This is a genomic window from Cupriavidus nantongensis (assembly GCF_041726985.1).
Classification (GTDB): Bacteria; Pseudomonadota; Gammaproteobacteria; order Burkholderiales; family Burkholderiaceae; genus Cupriavidus; species Cupriavidus nantongensis_A.
In genome coordinates, this window is record NZ_CP168302.1 from 655916 (window position 1) to 671681 (window position 15766).

Genomic DNA, 15766 nt, shown 5'->3' on the forward strand with positions numbered 1-15766 from the left:
GAGTGTTCCAATCTGGAACACCCGCTGTCACGCACTGGCACACCTGGCCCGATTCCGCGGCCGGATCTTCGGTTTCTCCCCGCTTTTCCGCCCTCTCCCGCCCCGGCACACCTCTTGCGATCTGCTCCCGTGCGCACGGCCCACGCCGTGACGGCACCACACAGATCACTCGAACGGAGCGAGACATGAACATGGCGGAAATCGCCCAGCTGGGCGTCAGCAACCCCTACAAGCAGCAGTACGACAACTACATCGGCGGCCAGTGGGTGCCGCCCGCCGGGGGCGAGTACTTCGAGTCCATTACGCCGATCACCGGCAAGCCGTTCACGCGCGTGCCGCGCTCGAACCAGCAGGATGTCGACGCCGCGCTGGATGCCGCGCACGCCGCCAAGGCCGCGTGGGCGCGCACCTCCACCACCGAGCGCGCCAATATCCTGAACCGCATCGCCGATCGCATCGAGGCCAACCTGAAGCTGCTGGCGGTGGCCGAGAGCATCGACAACGGCAAGCCGGTGCGCGAGACCACCGCCGCCGACCTGCCGCTGGCGGTCGACCACTTCCGCTACTTCGCGGGCTGCATCCGCGCGCAGGAAGGCGGCATTTCCGAGATCGACGGCGACACCATCGCCTACCATTTCCACGAGCCGCTGGGCGTGGTGGGCCAGATCATCCCGTGGAACTTCCCGCTGCTGATGGCCACCTGGAAGCTGGCCCCGGCGCTGGCCGCCGGCAACTGCGTGGTGCTGAAGCCCGCCGAGCAGACGCCCGCGTCGATCCTGGTACTGATGGAGGTGATCGGCGACCTGCTGCCGCCGGGCGTGGTCAACGTGATCAACGGCTTCGGCCTGGAGGCCGGCAAGCCGCTGGCATCCAGCCCGCGCATCAGCAAGGTAGCGTTCACCGGCGAGACCACCACCGGCCGGCTGATCATGCAGTACGCTTCCCAGAACCTGATCCCGGTCACGCTGGAGCTGGGCGGCAAGTCGCCCAACATCTTCTTCGAAGACGTGCTCGCCGCCGACGATGCCTTCTTCGACAAGGCGCTGGAAGGCTTTGCCATGTTTGCGCTGAACCAGGGCGAGGTCTGCACCTGCCCGTCGCGCGCGCTGATCCAGGAATCGATCTACGACCGCTTCATGGAGCGCGCGCTCAAGCGCGTCGCCGCGATCCGCCAGGGCCATCCGCTCGACACCGGCACCATGATCGGCGCGCAGGCGTCGGCCGAACAGCTGGAAAAGATCCTGTCGTATATCGACCTGGGCCGCAAGGAAGGCGCGCAGTGCCTCACCGGCGGCGAGCGCAACGTGCTCGACGGCGACCTGGCCGGCGGCTACTACGTCAAGCCGACCGTGTTTGCCGGCCATAACAAGATGCGCATTTTCCAGGAAGAGATCTTCGGCCCGGTGGTCTCGGTCACCACCTTCAAGGATGAGGAAGAAGCGCTGGCCATCGCCAACGACACGCTCTATGGCCTTGGCGCCGGGGTCTGGACGCGCGACGGCGCGCGCGCCTTCCGCATGGGCCGCGGCATCCAGGCCGGGCGCGTGTGGACCAACTGCTATCACGCCTACCCGGCCCATGCCGCGTTCGGCGGCTACAAGCAGTCCGGCATCGGCCGCGAGAACCACCGCATGATGCTCGACCACTACCAGCAGACCAAGAACCTGCTGGTGAGCTACAGCCCCAACGCGCTCGGGTTCTTCTGACCATGGCCGGCGCGAGCTCAGCACAGCCAGCGGTAACGGTGGAGCGCGTGGTGGCAACGCCGGCTGCGCTGGCGCTGATCGCCGAGCTCGCCGCGCAGCACGGCCCGCTGATGTTCCACCAGTCCGGCGGCTGCTGCGACGGCAGCGCGCCGATGTGCTATCCCGCCGGCGAATTGCTGGTGGGCCCGGGAGATGTCTGCCTGGGCCGGATCGGCGGCGCCGCGTTCTACATGACGCGCGCGCAGTTCGAGTACTGGCGCCACACGCGGCTGGTGATCGACGTGGTGCCGGGCGCGGGCGGGATGTTCTCGCTGGAGGGACGCACGGGCAAACGGTTCCTGACGCGCTCCGAGCTGTTCAGCGACGCGGAGGCGGCGTGGCTGGCGGCGCAGCCGGAACCGTAATGCGGGCGCGCCAACGAAGCGGGCGCCTGCACGACGACTCGACCCTCAGGCAACCCCCTTCCTCCCCCGCATCCTCAAATCACTAACCACCGGCCACACCAGCACAAACACAGCCAGCCCCATGATCGTGCCCACCAGCCCATTCGACCAGAACACATCCAACGCCCCGGACGACACCAGCATGGTCTGCCGGAACGCATCCTCGGCCCGATCCCCCAGCACCAGCGCCAGCACCATCGGCGCCAACGGGTAATCCAGCTTCTTCAACACATACCCCACCACGCCGAAGCCCAGCATCAGCCAGACATCGAACAACGCGCCGTTCACGGTGTACGCGCCGATCGCGCAGATCACCAGGATCAGCGGCGCGATGATCGAGAACGGAATGCGCAGGATCGCCGCGAACAGCGGCACGGTCGACAGCACCACGATCAGCCCGACGATATTGCCCAGGTACATGCTGGCGATCAGCCCCCATACGAACGGCCCCTGCTCGGCGAACAGCAGCGGCCCCGGTTGCAGGCCCCAGATCATCAGGCCGCCCAGCAGCACCGCCGCGGTGGCGGAACCGGGGATGCCCAACGCCAGCATCGGCAGCAGCGCGCTGGTGCCGGCCGCGTGTGCTGCGGTCTCGGGGGCGACCACCCCTTCGACATTGCCGTGCCCGAACGAATCGGGATCCTTCGCCATGCGCTTGGCCACGCCATAGCCCATGAACGACGCCGCGGTGGCGCCGCCCGGTGTAATGCCCAGCCAGCAGCCGATCACCGATGAGCGCAGCACCGTCAGCCAGTAGCGCGGCAGTTCGGCCCAGGTCTTCAGCACCACCTTCAGGTCGATGCGTGCCTGCTTGCCGCGGAAGGCCACGCCCTCTTCCATCGTCATCAGGATCTCGCTGATGCCGAACAGGCCGATCACCGCCACCAGGAAGTCGAAGCCGCGCAGTAGCTCGGTCGAGCCGAAGGTCATGCGCAGCGTGCCGGACACCGTATCCATGCCGACCGCCGCCAGCACGAAGCCCAGGCACATCGCGATCAGGATCTTGGGCTTGGACTCCTTGCCCATGCCGACGAAGCTGCAGAAGGTGAGCAGGTACACCGCGAAGAACTCGGGCGGGCCGAAGCGCAGCGCGAACTTGGCCACCAGCGGCGCCAGGAAGGTGATCAGCAGCACCCCGGCCAGCGCGCCCAGGCACGAGCCGGTGAAGGCCGAGGTCAGCGCCTTGCCGGCCTCTCCGCGCTGCGCCATCGGGTAGCCGTCGAAGGTGGTGGCCACCGACCAGGCTTCGCCGGGAATATTGAACAGGATCGAGGTGATCGCCCCGCCGAACAATGCGCCCCAGTAGATGCAGGACAGCATGATGATGGCCGACACCGGGTCCATCGAAAACGTCAGCGGCAGCAGGATCGCTACGCCGTTGGGCCCGCCCAGGCCGGGCAGCACGCCCACCACGATGCCAAGCAGAATGCCGACGAACATCAGGCCGACGTTCTGCCACGACAGCGCCACGGCGAAGCCACCCATCAATGCATTGAGTTCATCCATGATCCGCCCTCCCTAGTAGCCCAGCGCCGCTTCCAGCGGGCCCTTTGGCAGCGGTACGCGGAACTGGATCTCGAAGATCCAGAACAGCAAGGCATTGATGCCGACACCGGTCAGTGCGGCCTTCCACCACGCCGCCTTGCCGACCCACACCATGAAGCCCGCGATGAAGGCCGCCGATGCGACGTAGATGCCGAGCAGCCCGATCAGCCCGACATACACGGTCAGCGGCACCAGGATCACGCCCACCTGCCGCAGTTGCTGCCACGTCGCAAACACGGCGCTGCGGTCCGCGCGCAGCGCCTGCACGGCCACCAGCACGCTGCAGACCAGGATGATGATCCCGACCCGCATCGGGAAATAGCCTGCTTCCGGCCCGTCCGGTGCCCAGCCGGCACCGATGCCGTAGTTGCTCCAGATCACCACCAGCGCGCCGGCCAGCAGGCATAGCGCCACTGCCAGTTCCACCGCCTTGACCGAGATGCCGGCGCCCGCATGCGCCGTTTCCTGTTGTGAATCCATGTTGTCCCCCGCCTTGCTTCAGGCCATTGGCTGCGCCGCGCGGCGCAGCCCGTTGCTGATCCGTGCCAGCGTCAGCGCGCGGCGACGAAGCCGGCCTCCTTGATGATGTCGCGGTGCGCGGCTTCGTCGCGCGCCAGGAAGTCGGTCAGCGCCTTGCCGGTCAGGAACTCGTTCTTCAGCGCGCTCTTCTCCAGGTACTCCTTCCACTCCGGCGTGGCCACGATCTTCTGCATCAGGTCCACGTAGTACTTCTGCTGCTCCGGGGTCACGCCGCCCGGCATCATGAACACGCGCAGCATCTGGTATTGCACGTCGAGGCCCTGTTCCTTGCAGGTCGGCACGTCATGCCAGCTCTGGGTCTGCGTGACCTTGCCGTTGTAGGCCATGCGCTCCGGCGCAAACACGCACAGCGCGCGATGCTCGCCGGCGCGCCACTGGCCGATCGATTCGGACGGGTTGTTGAAGTTGGCGTCGATATGCTGGCCCGACAGCTGCGTGGCGGCCTCGCCGCCGCCCTTGTACGGCACGTAGATGAAACGGGTGCCGGTCTTCTTCTGCACCAGCGCGCTGATGATCTGGTCTTCGCGCTTGGAGCTGGTGCCGCCGACCTTGATCTTGCCCGCGCTGGCCCTGGAGGCGTCGATGAACTGCGCGACGTTTTTGTACGGGGCCGCGGCATTGGTCCACAGCACGAACTCGTCCTGCGCGATCATCGCCACCGGCGTCAGGTCGCGCCAGCTGAACGGCAGATGGCTGACCATCGGCACCGTGTAGAGCGCCGACGAGGCCACCAGCAGCTTGTGCGGATTGCCCTGCGATGCCTTGGTATCCATCAGCCCTTCGGCGCCGCTGGCGCCCGCCTTGTTCAGCACGATCACCGGCTGGCTCATCAGCTTGTGCTTGGCGATGATCCCCTGGATCGACCGCGCCATCTGGTCCGAAGCGCCACCGGCGCTGAACGGCACCACGATCTCGACCGGCTTGGCCGGCTCCCATGCCCACGCGCTCAGGCAGGCCGTGGCACCCACCACGGCCGCCAGGGTCTTCCTGACTGTGTTGCGTTGCATCGTTGGTCTCCTTTGGCTTTGACTACCCGGTGCCGCTTGTTGCGGCTCTCTTCTCTTCTTTTTCCTGCGCTGCCGCGGCATCAGCGGCTCAGGCCGCGCGCCGCGATGTCCCACAGCTCGGCCACACGCCCGCCGCGGCAGCACACGTATTGCGCGTGCAGGTTCGCGGTGGGATCACAGTGGCCGGGCACCAGCCATAGCTTGCTGCCCAGCAGGCCCTGGCCGTCTTCGTCCAGCACCTGCAGCACGCCGTGCTCGTCGTTGGCCGCGACATAGCGCAGCCACTCGCTGCCCGGGCCGGACCACAGGCGCGGCAGGCCGGAATCCACCGCGAGCGACTTCAGGCCCGCATCGCACACCGCCACGCCGGCGCGCGCGGTGCTCATCACCGTGGTCGCCAGAAACAGGCCGTGCCGCGGCTGGAAGCGCCCGGGCCATTCGCTGGCGCCATAGTGCCCGTCCAGGAACACATAGCTGCCGGGCTGGATCTCGGTATAGACGCCGCTCTCGCAATCGAACTCCGCGGTGCCGCTGCCGCCGCCCGTGATGACGGGGCAGGCGATGCCGCGGGCACGCAGGTGCGCCGCATAGGCGCCCGCCTGTTCGGCGGCGCGCCGGGCCGCGTCCCGGCGCTGCGTCCAGTGCGCCAGGTGCTGGGCGCCGCCGTGATACGCCTGCATCCCGCCGAAACGCAGCGACGGCGCCTCGCCGATCCCATCGACCAGCCGGCTCAGCGCTTCGGGGCTATCGACGCCGCACCGCCCCTGCCCGACATCGGCTTCCGCCAGCACCGTGATGTGCACTCCGCCGGCGGTCGCCGCGGCGCCGATCGCGGCTACCTGGCGCACGTCGTCCACGCACACGCTCAGGTCGACATGCCGGGCCAGCTCCACCGCCATCGCCAGCTTGTCGGCGCCGACGAACTCGTTGCTGATATGGATGCTGGTGATGCCGGCGGCGGCAAAGGGATAGGCCTCGCTGAGCTTCTGGCAGCAGATGCCGACCGCGCCGGCGGCGATCTGCCGCTGCGCGATCGCAACCGACTTGTGCGCCTTGGCATGCGGGCGCAGCGCCACGCCGCCGGCATCGGCAAGCGCCTGCATCCGCGCGAGGTTCTGGTCGAAGGCATCGAGGTCGATCAGCAGCGCCGGCGTACCCACGTCCTCGACGCGATCGCCGATCTTTGCCGGCGCCGGCGGCTGCAGGCGGGCACGGTCGTGGACCGAATTGCGCATCGGCTCAGTCATGGCGGCCGCCCTCCAGCGCCATCGCCAGCACTCTTGCCACATGCACCGCTTCGGCCTGCGCGCCGTCACGGATCTGGTGGCGGCAGCTGGTGCCGTCCGCGACCACGATGGCATCGGCGCTGCGCCGGCGCACCGCCGGCAGCAGCGACAACTCGGCCATCGCCTGCGATGCTTCGAAATGCTCGACCTCATAGCCGAAGCTGCCGGCCATGCCGCAGCACGACGACTCCACCGGCGCCACCTTCAGGCCCGGTATCCACCCCAGCACAGTCTGCACCGGCGTGAAGGCATCGAAGGCCTTCTGGTGGCAGTGCCCGTGCACGATGGCCTCGGAGACCTGCAGCGGCTGCAGCGGCAACGCCAGCCGGCCCGCCTGGCGCTCGCGCACCAGGAATTCCTCGAACAGGAACGACAGGCTGGCGAGCTGGCGCGCCTCGTCGCCATAGCCGTAGCCCAGGAACTCGTCGCGCAGCGACAGCAGGCACGACGGCTCCAGGCCGACCACCGGCACGCCGCGCTCTACAAACGGGCGCAGCGTATCGAGCAGGCGCCGCGCCTCGGCCTTCGCCTGGTCCACCAGGCCCGCGGCCAGGAAGGTCCGGCCGCAGCACAGCGGGCGTTCGCCTGCGCGGGTGTTGAAGTGCACGGTATAGCCCGCCGCTTCGAGCACGGCCTGCGCGGCGCGCGCATTGTCGGGCTCCATGTAGTTGCTGAAGGTATCGACGAAGAGCAGCACCTCGCGGCCATCGGCGTTGCTGCCGGCATCGCCGGGTGTGCCGCGGCGTCCCGCCAGGAACGGCGCGGCGAAGCGCGGCAGCGAACGCTGCGGGGCAAACCCGAGCGCGCGCTTGATCCAGCCGGAGACCCCGGGCAGGCTGTCGGCCAGCGCCAGCAGGCCCGGCACGCGGCTCGCCGCCGGCGCGTAGCGCGGCAGGAATGCGACCATGCGCTCGCGCACGCTGATGCCGTGCCGGCTGGTCCAGGCGTGGCGCGCCTCGATCTTGAACTTCGCCATGTCGACGCCGGTCGGGCAGTCGCGCTTGCAGCCCTTGCACGAGACGCACAGGTCCAGCGCCTCCTTCACTTCGCTGCTGGCCAGCCCGTCGCTGCCGAGCTGTCCGGTCAGCGCCAGCCGCAGCGTGTTGGCACGGCCGCGCGTCACGTGCTGCTCGTCCTTGGTCACGCGATAGCTGGGGCACATGGTGCCGGCGTCGAACTTGCGGCAGTGGCCGTTGTTGTTGCACATCTCCACGGCCGACGCGAGGCCATGCGTGGCGGTATCGTTGCCCGTGCCGGGCGCGGTCTCCGCGCCCGTCATCGGGTCACGCCGCACGTTCCACGCCGACCAGTCCAGCGCCGGCATCAGCGGCAGCGCGGCGTAGCCGGGCGCGAAGCGGAAGTTCTCGCGCGCATCCATCCGCGGCGGACGCACGATCTTGTCGGGGTTGAAGCGGTTGTCGGGATCGAACAGCGCCTTGATCTCGCTGAACGCGGCGTTGATGCGCGGGCCGTATTGCCAGGCCACCCACTCGCCGCGGCACAGGCCGTCGCCGTGCTCGCCGGAATAGGCGCCCTTGTATTCGCGCACCAGCTCGGCCGCCTCTTCCGCGATCTCGCGCATGCGCAGCGCGCCGTCGCGGCGCATGTCCAGGATCGGCCGCACGTGCAGCGTGCCGACGCTGGCGTGCGCGTACCAGGTGCCCTCGGTCTCGTGCTTGTGGAAGACCTCGGTCAAGCGGCGCGTGTATTCGGCCAGGTGCTCGAGCGGCACCGCGCAATCCTCGATGAACGAGACCGGCTTGCCGTCGCCCTTCATGCTCATCATGATGTTCAGGCCGGCCTTGCGCACGTCCCACAGCGCCTTCTGCGCCTTCTCCTCCGGCATCTTCACCACCGAGCCCGGCAGGCCCAGGTCGTCCATCAGTTCGGCCAGCTGGTCCAGCTGCGCCAGCAGCGCCTGGCGGTCGTCGCCGGCGAACTCCACCAGCAGGATGGCCTGCGGATCGCCGGCCAGTGCACGCTCGACCACCGGGCGGAAGGCCGGGTTTTCCATCGACAGGTCGATCATGGTGCGGTCGACCAGTTCCACCGCCACCGGTTGCAGCGTGACAATATGCTGCGTCAGGTCCATCGCCTGGTAGAAGGTGGGGAAGTTGACCACGCCCAGCACCTTGTGCGCCGGCAGCGGCGCCAGCTTCAGCGTGAGCTGGCGGCTGCAGGCCAGCGTGCCTTCGGAACCGACCAGGATATGCGCGAGGTTGGCGTGGCCGTCGTCGGTATAGGCGCGCGGGTTCTGGCAGTCGAACAAGTCGATGTTGTAGCCGGCGACGCGGCGCAGCACCTTGGGCATGCGCTCGGCAATCTCGCCGCGCTCGCGCGTGGCGATGCGCTGCAGCGCATGAAGGATGCCTTCGGTACGTCCTGCCGCCACCGGTCGCGCCAGCGAACCGAAGTGGCAATCGCTGCCGTCCGCCAGCACCGCATCGATCGCCAGCACGTTATGCACCATGTTGCCGTAGGCGATCGAGCGCGAGCCGCACGAGTTGTTGCCGGCCATGCCGCCAATGGTGCATTGCGCCCCCGTGGAAACGTCCACCGGGAACCACAGCCCGTGCGGCTTGAGCCAGGCGTTCAGATGGTCCAGCACGATGCCGGGCTCCACCGTCACCGTGCGCGCGCCGGCATCGAAGGCGACCACGTTGTTGAGCCACTTGCTGGTGTCGATGACCAGCGCCTCGCCCACGGTCTGGCCGCACTGGCTGGTGCCGGCGCCGCGGGCCAGCACCGGCACGCGCTGGTCGCGCGCGATGTCGAGCGCGCGCACCAGGTCGGCCTGGTCGCGCGGCACCACCACGCCGACCGGCATGATCTGGTAGATGGAAGCATCGGTGGCATAGCGGCCGCGGGCGGCGCGGTCGAACAGCACGTCGCCGCGCAACTCCTTGCGCAGAAGCGCCGACAGCGGCGAGGTGGCCCGGTGCTGCGCGGGCACCAGGTGGATCGGCTTGACCAGCAGGGAGGACGAAGTCATGTTCATGGCATGCAAGTAACAAGGGCTGCGCGCCCACGGCGATGCATGCGGCCGCCTGCGGTGGGCGCATGTCGTGGTGTTGCTCCGGCAGGAAAGTCAGGCAGGCGGCGGACCGAACCGCGCCTGCCTGACCTGTGCGGCGCGATCCGCTTCGCTCAGGCGGCGGCCTTGAGCACCGGCTTGTCGGCGTGCGCGGCGAGCGACGCCATCGCCGCGGCCACGCCGCTGCCGGCGAGCGGCACGCCTGCCAGCTTCAGCCCCATCTCGCAACCGGCGAGCGTGGCCATCAGGGTCAGGTCATTGCAATCGCCGAGATGGCCGATGCGGAACATGCGGCCGCGCATCTTGCCCAGCGCCTGCCCCAGCGACATGTCGAAGCGTTCATAGATCAGCTTGCGCACCGCATCCGCGTCGACGCCGTCGGGCATCATCACGCCGGTCAGCACCGGGCTGTACACCGCCGGGTCCGCGCACTGGATCTGCAGGCCCCAGGCGCGCACGGCCTGGCGTGTCGCCTCGGCCAGCCGCTGGTGGCGGGCGAAGACCTGCTCCAGGCCCTCGCCCAGGATCATGTCGAGCGCCTCGGACAGGCCGTACAGCAGGTTGGTGTTGGGCGTGTACGGCCAGTAGCCGTTCTTGTTGGACTCGATGATCTCGGCCCAGCCCCAGAACGCGCGCGGCAGCGTGGCGTGCTGGCTGGCTGCGATCGCCTTGGGCGAGAGCGCGTTGAAGCTGATCCCCGGCGGCAGCATCAGGCCTTTCTGAGAGCCGGACACGGTCACGTCGACACCCCACTCGTCATGGCGATAGTCGGCCGAACCCAGGCCCGAGATCGTGTCCACCAGCAGCAGCGCCGGGTGCCCGGCGGCATCGATGGCCCGGCGCACCGCGGCGATATCCGAGGTCACGCCGGTCGAGGTCTCGTTGTGGACCACGCAGACGGCGCGAATCGTGTGGCCGCTGTCCTCGCGCAAGCGCGCCTCGATCATGTCCGCCTGCACCCCGCGGCGCCAGCCCTCGATGCCGGGCAGGCCTAGGAACTCCGTGCGCAGGCCCAGCGCCTCGGCCATCTTCTTCCACAAGGTCGCGAAATGCCCGGTCTCGAACATCAGCACGTGGTCGCCGGGGCTGAGCGTGTTGGTCAGCGCCGCTTCCCAGGCACCGGTGCCCGACGCCGGATAGATGATCACCGGGTGCCGGGTCTTGAAGATTTCCTTGATGCCCGCCAGCACCTTGCGGCCGAGTGCGCCGAACTCCGGCCCACGGTGATCAATGGTCGGATAACTCATCGCGCGCAGGATGCGGTCCGGCACCGGGCTCGGGCCCGGGATCTGCAGGAAGTGGCGGCCAGAGGGATGGAAATCGAGGTGGACCATGGAAATCGTGCCTCCTTGTTGTTTTATGAATTTTGAATGCAATCGACTATAGCAGAGCGAGCTGTGTGGCCCAAGGTTAAATTTGCCGCAATTTGTGATGGTTAACCCCCGTTTTGGAGCCAGGAAGCAAGATGCAGTAGAATCCGCGCCAAGTAGATAGAGGACATTGAATGCAAAAACCATATAGCGATGACCAGGCGGCGGACGTTGTCCGGCACGTTCCGCCGCCCTCGCTGCCGCGCCTGGCGCGCCCGCGCTTGCACGACACCGTGGTCGAGCACCTGCGCCAGTTCATCGTCGAAGGCGTGTTCGCGCCGGGCACCAAGCTCAATGAACGCGAACTGTGCGAGACCCTGGGCATTTCGCGGACACCGCTGCGCGAGGCGCTCAAGGTGCTGGCGGCCGAAGGCCTGATCGACCTGCTGCCCAACCGCGGCGCCAGCATCTCGCGCATGAGCGAGGCCGAAGTCAGGGAGAGCTTCGAGCTGATGAGCGGGCTCGAGGCGTTTTCCGGCGAACTGGCCTGCGAGCGCATCACCGCGGCGGAACTCGCGCAGATCAAGGCGCTGCACTACGCGATGCTGGCTTGCCGCGCCCGGAACGACCTGCCGGGCTACTACAGCCGCAACCAGGAGATCCACGACCGCATCAACGAGGCCGCGCGCAACGGCGCACTGCGGCAAACCTACCAGTCGATCAACCGCCGCCTGCAGGCGCTGCGCTTTCGCTCCAACCAGCAAAGCGGCAAGTGGGACGAGGCAGTCGAGGACCATGAAGAGATGATCCACGCGCTGGAAGCCCGCGACGGCAAGCGCCTGGCGGCGGTACTGAAGCGCCACTTGCTGGAGAAGCGCGACGCCGTGTTGCCACTGGTGGCGGGCGACGGCACTGACCCCAAGAATCTTCTGAAAGCGACCGACGCGTAGCCGCAGCGCAGCCTTTTTCCCAGCCAGGGCCGGATTTTTCTTGCCTCCACGCCGATACTGTATATATTTACAGTAACTGTATGGATGAACAGTGGAGTCCTGGCATGGAACACTTGATTCGCGTGCAAAACGACTATGACCGCCAGGTGCTGGCCTGGCTGCGCGGCCGCATCGGAGATGCCGCGCTGCAAAGCGCGGTGCAGCGCCTGGCGGGCCCGCGCAAGCCCTATCTGTCCACGATCTGCCGCAGCCTGGGCATCCGCCCGCCCAGCCGGCGCCAGTTCGCCGCCGAGACGGCACGCACCCACCGCGCGGTGGGCGACAGCTACCTGGCCCGCATCAGAGAAATCCTGGCAAGAACGCCGGCGCACGAGGCCCCGCGCCAGTAGGCATTTGCCGATCACCGGCCACGCGCGGATCGTCGGGAGCGCGCCGGACGTATCATCAAAGCCCCGTTGTCATCACACGGCACGGGGCTTCTTGTTTTCCAGCGCTATTTCTTCCTCCAAGGCCGACATGAGCGAACTCCGCATTCCCACCCCCGCCCTGTACCAGTGGGTCACCGATCTCTGGCTTGCCGCCGGCAGCAGCACCCAGGAAGCGCAACTGACGGCTGACCACCTGGTCGGCGCCAACCTGAGCGGACATGACTCCCACGGCGTCGGCATGACCCCGCGCTATGTGCTGGCGTGGCAGGCCGACGAGCTGCAGCTGAACCGTGAGGTCAGCGTGCTGCACGACGCCGGCAGCCTGCTTAGCCTGGACGGCAACCGCGGCATGGGGCAGGCAGTGACGGCGCAGGCCATGGAGATGGCCATCGCCCGCGCCCGCGAGCACGGCGTCTGCGTAATGGGGCTGCGCCAGTCGCACCACCTCGGGCGCGTCGGCCACTGGGCCGAGCAGGCTACGGCCGCGGGCATGATCTCGATCCACTTCGTCAACGTGCTGTCCAAGCCAATCGTGGCGCCCCACGGCGGCTACGACGCGCGCTACGGCACCAATCCGTTCACCATCGGCGTGCCGATGGCGGGCGAGCCGCCGCTGGTGCTGGATTTCGCCACCAGCGCCATTGCGCTGGGCAAGGTGCGCGTGGCCCACAACAAGGGCGTGCCGGTCGGCGCCGGCTGCCTGCTCGACGCGCACGGCGAGCCCACCACCGATGCCGCCGTGATGTACCCGCCCGCCGACACGCCGCAAGGCGCCTTGCGGCCCTTCGGCGAGCACAAGGGCCACGTGCTGGCGGTGATGTGCGAACTGCTCGGCGCCGCCGTCACAGGCGGCCATACCATCCGCCCGGAAACGCTGCGGCACGAGCACGCGGTCTGGAACAACATGCTGGCGATCGTGTTCGATCCCGCGCGGCTCGGCACCAGCACCTCGTTCGGGCATGAAGTAGCGGCCTTCGCCGACTGGATGAAAAGCGCGCGGCGGCAGCCCGGCCAGGCCGGCATCCAGCTGCCCGGCGAACCGGAGCGCGCGTGCCGCGCGGCCCGCGCGCAGCAGATTCCGATCGATGCCGGCACGCTGGCGCAACTGGACGACGCCGCGGCGCGCGTGGCGGCGGCACGGGCCAGCGGGCATCGCGCCCCCGGGCCGCTGTCAGCGCTGGCGCGCGTCTGAATCGGGGCGCGCGCAAGGCGCGCCACCGTGCTTGCGAGTACCGCTGCGGTTCGCACGGCCTGATCGCCACTAGCGCCGACGCGGTCAATGCCGACCTGCTGGACTTCGTGAAGGCGTAGATGCCCCGTGGCGGCGCTGTTGGCGGGCCGCTGCAGAATTGCATGGCAGCAAGGGAAAAGTCCCTGCAATTCCCGCGAAACCGCCAACCTATACTGGGCTTCCCTTATCGGCTTGCGCGCCCTTCCTCCTGCGCAGGCCACTCCAGGAGTCCAAGTGAAAGCCATCACCCTTCCCGCCTTCGGCGATGTCGATGTCCTGCAACTGGCCGAGGTCCCCGATCCCGCGTTACGCCCCCACGACCTGCTGGTGCGCAACCACGCCGCTGGCGTGAACCGCGCCGACGTCAACCAGCGGCGGGGTGCCTATGGCCGCGCCGACTTTGGCGACTCCGGGCTCATGGGCCTGGAGATTGCCGGCGAGGTCCTGGCCGTTGGCGACGCGGTACAGGGCTTCGCGCCGGGCGACCGCGTCATGGGCATCGTCGGCGGTGGCGGCTATGCGGAACTGGCGCGGATCGACTATCGCATGGCCATGCCGGTCCCGGCGGGCCTGACCTACGTGCAAGCCGCGGCCATCCCGGAAGCTTTCGTCACCGCGCACGAGGCCCTGCTTCACCTTGGCCAGCTCCGCGACGGCGAGCGCGTGCTGATTCACGCAGCGGCCAGCGGCGTGGGTTCCGCCGCGGTGCAGCTGGCCGCGGCATGCGGGGCGCAGGTCTTTGCGACGGCCAGCGGCCACAAGCTGGATCCGCTGCATGCACTCGGCGCAAGCGTGCTGATCGATTACCAGCGCGACGACTTCCAGGCCATCGTCGAGCAAACCACCGCGGGGCGTGGCGTCGATGTCATCGTCGACTTTATCGGCGCCCCGTATTTCGAGCGCAATATCCTGTCGCTCGCCAATGGCGGCCGCCTGGTCCAGGTCGGGCTCCTCGGCGGCGGCAGCGGCGCCAGCGTGCCGCTGGAACGCATTCTGTACGGCCATCTCAGGATTCTCGGCACGGTGATGAAGTCGCGCACGCCAGAGGAGAAGCACGCGATGGTCAGCCGCTTCAGCGCGCACTGGCTGGCGAACTTCCAGGCCAGCGGACTGAAGCCGGTGGTCGACAGCGTGGTGCCGCTGGAACGAGCCGCCGAGGCCCACCGTCGCATGGAGTCCAACCAGAGCATCGGCAAGATCGTGCTCGCCGTGGACTGCCACGGCGCCGCGTAGGCGACAGTGCCAGCAGGCTTCACATGCGCCGCCAGCGCGATGCCGAACAGGGTCCGGTAGTCGGCGCCGTTGGCCGCGAACACCGCCGAAGCAGAAAGCTAGCCTCCGTGACGCTGGAAAGCGTCGACGATGCTGTCGATCATCGCCCTGACCCGCGCGGTATGCCGCAGGTCCTGGTGCGTGACCAGCCAGACTTCGTAGCGGCCGGCACGCTCGCGCTCGGGCCAGATCCGCATCAGTCCGTCGCGCTCGGCCAGCGGCACCGGCACCTCGCCGATGGCCATGCCGGTGCGGATCATGGTACGCAGCATCAGGCTGGAATTGACCGCCGCCACCAGCCTGCCCGTGTGGATCGGCTCGCCGACCAGGGTCGGCGCGGCACTGCCGTGCAGGTACGGCTGGTACATCACCAGGTCATGGCCCGCAAAGGCATCGGCCTGCGCGGGCGTGCCGCGCCGCGCGAGGTATTCGGACGATGCGAACAGGCCGACGGGCCAATGCGCGAGCCGGCGCGCCACCAGGTCCGGATTCTCCGGCTTCATGTTGCGTATCGCGATATCCGCCTCGCGGCGCGCCAGGTTCAGCATCTGCGTCGAGGTATTCAGCATGACGCGCACATCCGGATGCTCGGCATGCACGCGTGCGATCGCCGGGATCACGAACTCGAGCGCCAGCGAATCGGTGGTGGTCACCTTGACCTCGCCTGCCAGCCGGCTGTCCGCGCCCTGGGCCTGCCTGACCAGGTCATGGGCGAACTTCTCCATTTTCTCGGCCGAGCGCAGCGCGTTCTCGCCGGCGGGGGTCAACACATAGCCTTCGGATGTCCGCAGGAACAGCGTGGCGCCCAGCGCATGCTCCAGTGCCGCCAGCCGGCGCCCTACCGTCGCCTGGTCGACGCCGGCCACGCGGGCGGCCTGGCGCAGCGTGCGCTCGCGCTGGAGCGCGAGGAAAATTCGAGTATCGTCCCAGTTCACTTCGATGCGGCGCCTGGCGCCGGTTCTGAATCATCCTGATGCGCCGGGGCAGGACTTCCGCGGTGAAATCCCGCAGTCC

Annotated in this window: 13 protein-coding genes; 6 read left to right on the forward strand and 7 right to left on the reverse strand. The window is 68.2% G+C overall.

Annotated elements, in window-relative coordinates:
• The first annotated feature begins 185 nt into the window (after nucleotides 1–185).
• Nucleotides 186–1706, forward strand: coding sequence for an aldehyde dehydrogenase (adh, locus tag ACEI37_RS02720; protein ID WP_373377211.1), 1521 nt, complete (start codon nucleotides 186–188; stop codon nucleotides 1704–1706).
• A gap of 2 nt (nucleotides 1707–1708) precedes the next feature.
• Nucleotides 1709–2110 (forward strand): DUF779 domain-containing protein, encoded by a 402-nt coding sequence (locus ACEI37_RS02725; RefSeq protein ID WP_373377212.1) that lies wholly within the window; start codon nucleotides 1709–1711, stop codon nucleotides 2108–2110.
• 45 nt (nucleotides 2111–2155) lie between these two features.
• Here the strand turns inward: ACEI37_RS02725 and ACEI37_RS02730 are convergent, their stop codons facing one another.
• From ACEI37_RS02730 to ACEI37_RS02755, 6 genes are all read right to left on the reverse strand, one after another.
• Nucleotides 2156–3655, reverse strand: coding sequence for a tripartite tricarboxylate transporter permease (locus ACEI37_RS02730; RefSeq protein WP_373377214.1), 1500 nt, complete (start codon nucleotides 3653–3655; stop codon nucleotides 2156–2158).
• A gap of 12 nt (nucleotides 3656–3667) precedes the next feature.
• Nucleotides 3668–4174, reverse strand: coding sequence for a tripartite tricarboxylate transporter TctB family protein (locus ACEI37_RS02735; protein ID WP_373377215.1), 507 nt, complete (start codon nucleotides 4172–4174; stop codon nucleotides 3668–3670).
• A 71-nt stretch (nucleotides 4175–4245) separates the two neighbouring features.
• Nucleotides 4246–5241, reverse strand: coding sequence for a Bug family tripartite tricarboxylate transporter substrate binding protein (locus ACEI37_RS02740; protein WP_373377216.1), 996 nt, complete (start codon nucleotides 5239–5241; stop codon nucleotides 4246–4248).
• Nucleotides 5242–5321: 80 nt separating this feature from the next.
• Complete coding sequence (locus ACEI37_RS02745; RefSeq protein WP_373377217.1) at nucleotides 5322–6488, reverse strand: DSD1 family PLP-dependent enzyme; 1167 nt, start codon at nucleotides 6486–6488, stop codon at nucleotides 5322–5324.
• The gene (locus tag ACEI37_RS02750; RefSeq protein WP_373377219.1) at nucleotides 6481–9525 is read right to left on the reverse strand and encodes an FAD-binding and (Fe-S)-binding domain-containing protein; all 3045 of its coding nucleotides are present in this window, start codon (nucleotides 9523–9525) and stop codon (nucleotides 6481–6483) included. The genes ACEI37_RS02745 and ACEI37_RS02750 overlap by 8 nt, the downstream gene beginning before the upstream one ends.
• Before the next feature lie 149 nt (nucleotides 9526–9674).
• The gene (locus ACEI37_RS02755) at nucleotides 9675–10895 is read right to left on the reverse strand and encodes an alanine--glyoxylate aminotransferase family protein (RefSeq protein ID WP_373377220.1); all 1221 of its coding nucleotides are present in this window, start codon (nucleotides 10893–10895) and stop codon (nucleotides 9675–9677) included.
• Between the two features lie 170 nt (nucleotides 10896–11065).
• Between ACEI37_RS02755 and ACEI37_RS02760 the strand changes: the two genes are divergently transcribed.
• From ACEI37_RS02760 to ACEI37_RS02775, 4 genes are all read left to right on the forward strand, one after another.
• Entirely contained in the window at nucleotides 11066–11821 is a 756-nt protein-coding gene (locus ACEI37_RS02760; protein ID WP_373377222.1) for a GntR family transcriptional regulator, read from the forward strand.
• A 104-nt stretch (nucleotides 11822–11925) separates the two neighbouring features.
• On the forward strand, nucleotides 11926–12210 hold the full coding sequence (locus ACEI37_RS02765; protein ID WP_373377223.1) for a hypothetical protein: 285 nt from the start codon (nucleotides 11926–11928) through the stop codon (nucleotides 12208–12210).
• A 127-nt stretch (nucleotides 12211–12337) separates the two neighbouring features.
• Entirely contained in the window at nucleotides 12338–13441 is a 1104-nt protein-coding gene (locus ACEI37_RS02770; RefSeq protein WP_373377224.1) for a malate/lactate/ureidoglycolate dehydrogenase, read from the forward strand.
• Between the two features lie 273 nt (nucleotides 13442–13714).
• Nucleotides 13715–14713: an NAD(P)H-quinone oxidoreductase gene (locus tag ACEI37_RS02775; RefSeq protein WP_373377225.1), complete on the forward strand. Its 999-nt coding sequence runs from the start codon at nucleotides 13715–13717 to the stop codon at nucleotides 14711–14713.
• A 98-nt stretch (nucleotides 14714–14811) separates the two neighbouring features.
• Here the strand turns inward: ACEI37_RS02775 and ACEI37_RS02780 are convergent, their stop codons facing one another.
• Nucleotides 14812–15687 carry a LysR family transcriptional regulator gene (locus tag ACEI37_RS02780; RefSeq protein WP_373377226.1) on the reverse strand — a complete coding sequence of 292 codons (876 nt, stop codon included), beginning with the start codon at nucleotides 15685–15687 and terminating at the stop codon, nucleotides 14812–14814.
• Nucleotides 15688–15766 lie beyond the last annotated feature (79 nt).

Bases quoted from the DNA above. Each gene is read 5' to 3' on its own strand.
- ACEI37_RS02730 (WP_373377214.1), bottom strand. From the start codon at position 3,655: ATGGATGAACTCAATGCATTGATGGGTGGCTTCGCCGTGGCGCTGTCG.
- ACEI37_RS02750 (WP_373377219.1), bottom strand. From the start codon at position 9,525: ATGAACATGACTTCGTCCTCCCTGCTGGTCAAGCCGATCCACCTGGTG.
- ACEI37_RS02765 (WP_373377223.1), top strand. From the start codon at position 11,926: ATGGAACACTTGATTCGCGTGCAAAACGACTATGACCGCCAGGTGCTG.
- adh (WP_373377211.1), top strand. From the start codon at position 186: ATGAACATGGCGGAAATCGCCCAGCTGGGCGTCAGCAACCCCTACAAG.
- ACEI37_RS02725 (WP_373377212.1), top strand. From the start codon at position 1,709: ATGGCCGGCGCGAGCTCAGCACAGCCAGCGGTAACGGTGGAGCGCGTG.
- ACEI37_RS02745 (WP_373377217.1), bottom strand. From the start codon at position 6,488: ATGACTGAGCCGATGCGCAATTCGGTCCACGACCGTGCCCGCCTGCAG.
- ACEI37_RS02760 (WP_373377222.1), top strand. From the start codon at position 11,066: ATGCAAAAACCATATAGCGATGACCAGGCGGCGGACGTTGTCCGGCAC.
- ACEI37_RS02735 (WP_373377215.1), bottom strand. From the start codon at position 4,174: ATGGATTCACAACAGGAAACGGCGCATGCGGGCGCCGGCATCTCGGTC.
- ACEI37_RS02770 (WP_373377224.1), top strand. From the start codon at position 12,338: ATGAGCGAACTCCGCATTCCCACCCCCGCCCTGTACCAGTGGGTCACC.
- ACEI37_RS02740 (WP_373377216.1), bottom strand. From the start codon at position 5,241: ATGCAACGCAACACAGTCAGGAAGACCCTGGCGGCCGTGGTGGGTGCC.
- ACEI37_RS02755 (WP_373377220.1), bottom strand. From the start codon at position 10,895: ATGGTCCACCTCGATTTCCATCCCTCTGGCCGCCACTTCCTGCAGATC.